The organism is Streptomyces sp. KR55, assembly GCF_052245645.1.
In the GTDB taxonomy this organism is placed as follows: Bacteria; Actinomycetota; Actinomycetes; order Streptomycetales; family Streptomycetaceae; genus Streptomyces; species Streptomyces flavusporus.
Genome location: NZ_JBQQCE010000499.1, coordinates 1 through 7,098, shown reverse-complemented (window position 1 = coordinate 7,098; position 7,098 = coordinate 1). Strand labels below are relative to the sequence as shown.

At 69.2% G+C, this 7,098-nt stretch carries 9 protein-coding genes; 5 read left to right on the top strand and 4 right to left on the bottom strand.

Annotated features, from left to right (window positions below):
• The coding region (locus ACTWQJ_RS43215; RefSeq protein WP_443311873.1) for a hypothetical protein at positions 1 to 349 on the bottom strand (349 nt) is incomplete at its 3' end.
• Between the two features lie 22 nt (positions 350 to 371).
• Positions 372 to 1,487, bottom strand: coding sequence for a magnesium and cobalt transport protein CorA (locus ACTWQJ_RS43210; protein ID WP_224738250.1), 1,116 nt, complete (start codon positions 1,485 to 1,487; stop codon positions 372 to 374).
• A gap of 462 nt (positions 1,488 to 1,949) precedes the next feature.
• Here ACTWQJ_RS43210 and ACTWQJ_RS43205 point away from each other — a divergent pair, with 462 nt between their 5' ends.
• The 4 genes from ACTWQJ_RS43205 (at position 1,950) to ACTWQJ_RS43190 (ending at position 5,069) form a co-directional block, all read left to right on the top strand.
• Complete coding sequence (locus ACTWQJ_RS43205) at positions 1,950 to 2,534, top strand: suppressor of fused domain protein (protein ID WP_443311872.1); 585 nt, start codon at positions 1,950 to 1,952, stop codon at positions 2,532 to 2,534.
• 107 nt (positions 2,535 to 2,641) lie between these two features.
• Positions 2,642 to 3,283, top strand: coding sequence for a DUF6758 family protein (locus tag ACTWQJ_RS43200; protein ID WP_129801354.1), 642 nt, complete (start codon positions 2,642 to 2,644; stop codon positions 3,281 to 3,283).
• A gap of 266 nt (positions 3,284 to 3,549) precedes the next feature.
• Positions 3,550 to 4,407 (top strand): PHP domain-containing protein, encoded by an 858-nt coding sequence (locus ACTWQJ_RS43195; protein ID WP_385510730.1) that lies wholly within the window; start codon positions 3,550 to 3,552, stop codon positions 4,405 to 4,407.
• Between the two features lie 56 nt (positions 4,408 to 4,463).
• On the top strand, positions 4,464 to 5,069 hold the full coding sequence (locus tag ACTWQJ_RS43190; protein WP_129801356.1) for a MarC family protein: 606 nt from the start codon (positions 4,464 to 4,466) through the stop codon (positions 5,067 to 5,069).
• Between the two features lie 85 nt (positions 5,070 to 5,154).
• On the opposite strand, the gene ACTWQJ_RS43185 is transcribed toward ACTWQJ_RS43190, so the two are convergent.
• On the bottom strand, positions 5,155 to 5,307 hold the full coding sequence (locus tag ACTWQJ_RS43185) for a hypothetical protein (RefSeq protein ID WP_129801357.1): 153 nt from the start codon (positions 5,305 to 5,307) through the stop codon (positions 5,155 to 5,157).
• A 215-nt stretch (positions 5,308 to 5,522) separates the two neighbouring features.
• Here ACTWQJ_RS43185 and ACTWQJ_RS43180 point away from each other — a divergent pair, with 215 nt between their 5' ends.
• Positions 5,523 to 6,425 carry an NYN domain-containing protein gene (locus ACTWQJ_RS43180; protein ID WP_443311874.1) on the top strand — a complete coding sequence of 301 codons (903 nt, stop codon included), beginning with the start codon at positions 5,523 to 5,525 and terminating at the stop codon, positions 6,423 to 6,425.
• Here the strand turns inward: ACTWQJ_RS43180 and ACTWQJ_RS43175 are convergent.
• Positions 6,422 to 7,098: alpha/beta fold hydrolase (locus ACTWQJ_RS43175; protein WP_443311871.1), on the bottom strand; the 677-nt coding region annotated here is incomplete at its 5' end. The two genes, ACTWQJ_RS43180 and ACTWQJ_RS43175, sit on opposite strands and share 4 nt — an antisense overlap.

The following is a 7,098-nucleotide window of genomic DNA, read 5'->3' as shown; positions in this document are numbered from 1 at the left end:
ACCGCTCGGTCATCGCCTCACCGTCGGGTGCGTTGAGCCGCTTGCCCTTCAACTCGGCGACGGCGGCCTCCCACGCCTCGGAACCGGGCGTCAGTTCCACGACCTTCGCCGTCCAGGAGACCAGCCGGCCACCCTTGTCCTTGCTGCGGACGGTCACCTCGGCCGCGGCCCCGTCGGCCAGCCCCGGCAGCGGCTGCTCGCCCGGCCCGTCGCCGACGACACAGGCCGCACCCTCGTGCCACACATGCCACAGGGCACGGGCCGCAGCACCGGGCCCCTTCACCCAGATGAGGCCGGACTTCTTCGTGGCCTCCTCGACGAGGGCCCTCTCGAGCAGCTCACCAGTCATGGGAGAAGCGTAACGAGGCCGCTCACAGCCATCCGTTGCGCTTCAGCGTCCGGTGGATGCCGAAGCAGATCATCGCCGTGATCCCGAGCACCATCGGGTACCCGAACTTCCAGCGCAGTTCCGGCATGTAATCGAAGTTCATCCCGTACACACCACAGACCATCGTCGGTACGGCGATGATCGCGGCCCAGGAAGTGATCTTCCGCATGTCCTCGTTCTGCGCGACGGACGCCTGCGCGAGGTTGGCCTGGAGAATGGAGTTGAGCAGCTCGTCGAAGCCGGTCACCTGCTCCTGGACCCGGGCCAGGTGGTCGGCGACGTCCCGGAAGTACTTCTGGATGTCGGGGTCGATCAGCCGCATCGGCCGCTCACTGAGCAGCTGCAGCGGCCGCATCAGCGGTGACACCGCCCGCTTGAACTCCATGACCTCGCGCTTGAGCTGGTAGATCTGTCCGGCGTCCGTACCGCGCGGCGTCCCCTTGCGTCCCGGCGAGAACACCTCCGTCTCCACCTCGTCGATGTCGTCCTGCACCGCGTCGGCGACCGCGATGTAGCCGTCCACGACGTGGTCGGCGATCGCGTGCAGCACCGCCGAGGGGCCCTTGGCGAGCAGCTCGGGGTCGTCCTGCAGCCGGTGCCTGAGCGCCCGCAGCGAGCCCTGGCCGCCGTGCCGGACGGTGATGAAGAAGTCCCGGCCGGTGAAGCACATCACCTCGCCGGTCTCGACGACCTGGCTGTTGGCGGTGAGTTCGTCGTGCTCGACGTAGTGGATGGTCTTGAAGACGGTGAACAGGGAGTCGTCGTAGCGCTCCAGCTTCGGCCGCTGGTGCGCCTGGACGGCGTCCTCGACCGCCAGCGGGTGCAGCCCGAACTCACTGGCGATACCGGCGAATTCGGCCTCGGTCGGCTCGTGCAGACCGATCCACACGAAGCCCCCGTCGCGCCGCACCCGGCGCATCGCCTCGTGCGGGGTCAGCGGCTTCGACGGCTCGACGCGGGCGCCGTCGCGGTAGATGGCGCAGTCGACGACGGCGGAGGTCGTCCCGGGGTCGCGCGTGGTGTCGTACGCCCCGGTGTCCTTGCGCAGCACCGGACGCGACGGACGGACCGCAGCTCGCAGGTCGCGGATCATCGACATGGCAGGCTCCTTCGCAACGAGCAGCGAAGGTCCGCTGCGACGGGTGGAACTGCCCGGAATGGGGACGTCCTGACTTGCGGGATGTTTGGCACGTCCACAAAGCGGGGAGCACCGCACCGTCGCGGTGGTGACCTTCGTTGCTGATTCAGCTGCTGATGCAGGTCAGACAGATCAGGCAAAGCGAAACGAAGTGCTCTTCCGCGTGGAGATACGCAACGAGAGGTGGCAGCCGGCAGAGCCAGAGCTACGTCAGCGGTCGGAAGAGCGGGTGGTACTGCACGGTCGACTTCGGTCCATTGCAGCCCCACCTCCTCCGGCCGGTCCCTCGTAAGGGAGTGTCGTCGGCGTCGGGACTTGACCGCGACGCTTCTGCGTGCTGCCCCGAACCTGGCCAAGAGTATCAGCCGACTGCAGTGTCAAGGCGCTCGTTTGCCCGGCCCTGACGAGTTCTATGCTCGCTGCATGGCTGATGTTCTCCCTTTGGTCGAGGCCCGGTTGCGCACCGCGCTGGGTGAGCCGGACGCGCGCGCCGCGGTCACCTTCCTCGGTACCGACCGCATCGAGGTGCTGCGTTTCCAGGAGGGGGACGTCGTCCGTTACGCCACGCTCGGCATGTCCGCCCAGCCCATGGCCGACCCCACCGCGGTGCTCGCCGACCCGGTCAAGGGGCCCCGCGCCGAGCTGGTCCTCTCCGTGCGGTCCGGCGTCGCCGACACCGACAAGGTGCTCCGTCCGCTCGCCGTGCTCGCCGCGTCTCCGCAGGTCGAGGGTGTGGTCGTGGCACCCGGCGCCTCGCTCGACGTCGGCGAGCCGCTGTGGCCCGGTGCCCCGTTCACCTCCGTCCTGGTGGCCGAGCCCGGCGGGCTGGTCGAGGACCTGGAGCTGGACGAGCCCCTCGATCCCGTACGGTTCCTGCCCCTGCTGCCCATGACTCCCAACGAGGCCGCGTGGAAGCGGGTGCACGGCGCGCAGGCCCTCCAGGAGCGGTGGCTGACACACGGGACCGATCTCAGGGACCCGGCACGCAAGTCCGTCGCACTGGACTGAATCCGGAGTGAGGAAGCTCACCCAACCCCTTTTCCCGGCCCGGGCGTTCCGCCCGGACGGGTGATCGTCCTTGACGTGGCGCAGCCGGGGTAGGACCGTGGAGCCCTATGAGGGGCGAACCCAGTTGCCCGAAGTGTGGTGGCCGGGTCAGGGCTCCCGGACTCTTCGCCGATTCCTGGCAGTGCGATGTCCACGGCACCGTGCATCCGCTGCAGCCCGTGATCCCGCCCAGCGTCGAGGCCCTCAGTGTCGTGGTGCATCGCACGCAGGTACCGGTGTGGATGCCGTGGCCGCTACCGGTCGGCTGGCTGTTCACGGGCGTGGCCTGCGCCGGTGACGACCGAAGCGGCGGCCGCGCCACGGCCGTGGCCTGCTCCGGCCCCGGCCCGCTCGGCGGCATAGGCGAACTGATCCTGGTCGCCGAGGAACTCGGCGTCGGCCTCGGCGCGCGGTACGCGGGCATCGACGGGCCGGACCCGGGGCCGTACATGGACGTCGGCAAGCCGCCCCAGGCCAAGGTGCTGGCCGCCGGCCGCCCCACTCCGCTCTGGCATGTCTCCGGCGGTCCGGCCGACCGTGCGGTCTTCGCGGGCGAGGCGCGCGGGCTGTGGCTGTGGGCGGTCGTCTGGCCCGAGCAGTCGGGGCTGTTGATGTACGACGAGCTGGTGCTGACGGATGTGCGGGACGCGGGGGCCGAGGTGGATCTGGTGCCGTGCGGGGCGTTGTCGCCGCGCCTGCTTCATCCGTAAGGGCGGGTGAGGTTCGGGGTGGGTTGTGGCCGGTGGCCGGCTGCGGGTTTGTTGTGGCTGGTCGCTCCCCCGCTCTCGGCTTCGCTCGAGCGGGGGGACCCCCATCGCGGCAGAGTCGCATATCGACACAGCCCCGCGCCCCTACTCGGCGACTGACAGCCGTCTGTAGGGGGCGAACCGGTGTTGCGGTTATGACACGGTCATGCCTGCTGACCCGCTATCCTTGGGGCGTCCCTGCCGTCCCGTCATCGCCTGGAGTCCGCGTCGTGCGCATAGATCTGCACACCCACTCCACCGCTTCCGACGGCACGGACACCCCGGCCGAGCTTGTGCGCAATGCCGCCGCGGCCGGACTGGACGTCGTTGCGCTGACCGACCATGACACCACCCGCGGGCACGCCGAGGCGATCGCCGCGCTGCCGGAGGGGCTCACCCTTGTCACCGGCGCCGAGCTGTCCTGCCGTATCGACGGCATCAGCATGCACATGCTCGCCTACCTCTTCGACGCCGAGGAGCCCACGCTGCTCGCCGAGCGCGAACTCGTACGCGACGACCGAGTGCCGCGGGCCAAGGGCATGATCGCCAAGCTGAACGAGCTGGGTGTGCCGGTCACCTGGGAGCAGGTCGCCCGGATCGCCGGTGACGGCTCGGTCGGCCGGCCGCACGTTGCTTCCGCGCTGGTCGAACTGGGTGTCGTACCGACCGTGGGTGATGCGTTCACGCAGGACTGGCTGGCCGACGGCGGGCGGGCCTTCGTGGAGAAGCACGAGACCGACCCCTTCGAGGCGATCCGGCTGATCAAGGGCGCGGGTGGTGTTGCGGTGTTCGCGCATCCCGGCGCCGCCAAGCGGGGGCGTACGGTGCCGGAATCGGCGATCGTCGAGATGGCCGCCGCCGGGCTCGACGGCATCGAGGTCGACCACATGGACCACGACCCGGACACCCGGGCGCGGCTGCGCGGGCTGGCCAAGGAGCTGGGGCTGCTGGTCACCGGTTCCAGCGACTACCACGGCAGCCGCAAGACCGTCTCGCTGGGCGAGTACGCGACCGACCCCGAGGTGTACGGGGAGATCACCCGGAGGGCGACCGGGGCGTTCCCGGTGCCGGGGACCGGCGGGGCCTGAGGCGCACCACCCCCACGCTCACGTCCGTTCACTTCTCGCAAGGCCTGTACTTCCCCATGTTCGACGTCGCCGTCTTCGGCTCTCTCTTTCTGACCCTTTTTGTCATCATGGATCCCCCTGGGATCACTCCGATCTTCCTCGCCCTGACCGCGGGGCGGCCCGCCAAGGTGCAGAAGCGGATGGCGTTCCAGGCCGTCTGTGTGGCCGGCGGTGTCATCACCGTCTTCGGGGTGCTCGGGCATCAGATCCTCAACTACCTGCATGTGTCGGTGCCCGCGCTGATGATCGCCGGCGGGCTGCTGCTCCTGTTGATCGCGCTCGACCTGCTCACCGGCAAGACGGACGAGCCCAAGCAGACCAAGGACGTCAACGTCGCCCTCGTACCGTTGGGTATGCCGCTGCTGGCGGGGCCCGGTGCGATCGTGTCGGTCATCCTGGCCGTGCAGAAGGCGGACAGCGTCGGCACGCAGGTGTCGGTGTGGTCCGCTATCCTCGCCATCCATGTCGTCCTGTGGCTGGTGATGCGTTACTCCCTGGTGATCATCCGGATCATCAAGGACGGCGGTGTCGTCCTCGTGACGCGGCTCGCGGGGATGATGCTCTCCGCGATCGCCGTGCAGCAGATCATCAACGGGGTCACGCAGGTGATCCAGGGCAGCTAGGTGTGCTGACCGGCCCCGGCGGCAACAGCAGAGCCCCGTACGGTGTGACCGTACGGGGCCCTGAAGCTTGGATGGGTGATCCGTGTTATGAAGCCGAGGTGTCGGCCGGACGGATCCACAGTCGCTGTCCGATGGCGGCGGCTTGCTGAACGATCCGGTTGACGGAGGCGGCGTCCACGACGGTCGTGTCCACGGGCGTGCCGTCCACGTCGTCGAGTCGCATGATTTCGAAGCGCATGGCTTCTCCCTTCGTCTGGTCATCCTCCTGAGGAGAACTACTGATGGAGAGCCCATGGGGCGGATGTGCCCGGGTTCCATAGGTATGGAACAGCACGTCTGTTACAAACATTCCCTACGCTAAAGAAAATTTTCGAACGGCTAATTACCGTCCGGTAAGCCGCTGGTTCGAGACTAACCGGGACTGGTTGTGTTCGCAGCGTGACCAGCGGGACAATGGAGTCAATGAACGACGACCTCGCGGCCCTGTCCGCCCGTATCGACCGCACGAACGAGCTGCTGCAGCGCATGCTCGCCGAGGTGGCGAAGACACCCTCGACCCACGCCATCTTCGTCGACGCCGGGTATCTGTACGCGGCCGCGGGACGGCTCGTCGCCGGCACCGAGGACCGGCGGGCCTTCGACCTCGACGCCGAAGGGCTGATCGACGCGCTCATCGACCGGGCCCGCACGGTCTTCGCGGACAGCCGGCTGCTGCGGGTCTACTGGTACGACGGCGCCCGGCGCCGTATCCACACCGCCGAGCAGCAGTCCATCGCCGAACTGCCCGACGTGAAGGTCCGCCTGGGCAACCTCAACGCCAACAACCAGCAAAAGGGCGTCGATTCACTGATCCGGACCGACCTGGAGTCCCTCGCCCGGCACCGCGCCATCAGCGACGCAGCCCTCCTCGGCGGCGACGAGGACCTGGTGTCGGCGGTCGAGGCGGCGCAGGGATACGGGGCGCGGGTGCACCTGTGGGGCATCGAGGCTCCCGAGGGCCGCAACCAGGCGGAGCCCCTCCTCTGGGAGGTCGACAGCCAGCGCACCCTCGACCTCGAATTCTTCAAGCCGTACGTCTCCCGGCGCACCGCCGCCTACGAAGCCACCGGCGCCACCCGGCCCACCCGGGAGGACGTCCGCTTCGTCGGCGCGCAGATCGCGGCGAAGTGGCTGGCCGCGCGCGGGCGGGAGGCCCTGGTGGAACTGCTGCCCGGCCATCCGTATCTCCCCGGCTCCGTGGACCAGGACCTGCTGGTGGAGGCGGAGGGCATCCTTCAGTACTCGCTGCGCGGCCAGGCGGACCTGCGCCGGTCACTGCGGGACGGGTTCTGGAACCACCTGCAGACGCAGTACTAACGGGGCACGCGGTCCCAGAAGCCGGCGATCGCGCGGGCCGTCGGCAGGGGCTGGTCCGCGTTCGGTGAGTGTTCGGCGCCCTCCACGACCGTGCGGTGCGCATCCAGTCGTGCGGCCATGTCGTCCAGCAGCGGCACCGGCCAGGTGTCGTCGCGTGCACCCGACAGAACGTGGAACGACAGCGGAACCGCGGCGAGTTCGGCGACCCGGTCCGGCTCCGTGCACAACTGGCGGCCCGTCGCCATGAGTTGGGCCGGTTTGTTGCCGAGCCAGCGGCGGCGCAGCAGTTCCGGACCGCCGAGGCCACGGGCCGGCCCGCCGACGTCCTCCGGTGGGCCCATGGCCTGGATCGCCTCCCACACCTCGGTCATGTTCATCACGGCGAGCGCGTCCCGCAGCAGCTTCACGCGCTGCTGCTGGGAGACGGAGATCTGCGCCGGGCCCGAGGCCATGAGGGTGAGCGAGAGGAAGGGGGAGTGGTCGAACAGGACCGCGGCCCGGGCGATCTGCCCGCCCAGAGAGTGCCCGAGGAGATGCACCGGCGTGCCGACGGCCTCGGCCTGGGCGAGCACGTCCCGCGCCAACTCGGGCTGCGTGTACGCCGATTCGTCGTCCGTCGGCCCGTCCGACTCGAACTGCCCCCGCCCGTCCACGGCCACCGTCCGGTACCCGC